1 protein-coding gene is annotated in these 272 nt (G+C 63.6%); it reads left to right on the plus strand.

Translation table 11 applies throughout. The annotated features are described in order from the left end of the window. Positions 1-36: 36 nt before the first annotated feature. The coding region (locus SB822_RS57265; RefSeq protein WP_410859127.1) for a hypothetical protein at positions 37-272 on the plus strand (236 nt) is incomplete at its 3' end.

Here is a 272-nt window from a genome sequence, read left to right on the forward strand (position 1 = left end):
GCTGGCGTTCAGCTGCTCATCGTCCGTGGCGCCCGCATGGCCCGGATTTTCGACTGCAATGGTGCTCATTGTGGTCCCCCGCGAGGCGCCGCCCCGGCGCTTGCTGCTGTCTTGTGGTTTTCGCCGCACGGCAACGCGCGCGGCGTGTTTATCGTTTGCGACGTCGCGTTGGCGACGGCCAGGTTCGCCATCGCAGCGCGCCCGGCGATTTTAGCGCAGGCTGTCTTGCGCGCACATGTCCACAAAACAATATCTGGAAATATTTGGCGGGC

This window comes from Paraburkholderia sp. SIMBA_054, from assembly GCF_046534875.1.
Taxonomy (GTDB): domain Bacteria; phylum Pseudomonadota; class Gammaproteobacteria; order Burkholderiales; family Burkholderiaceae; genus Paraburkholderia; species Paraburkholderia hospita.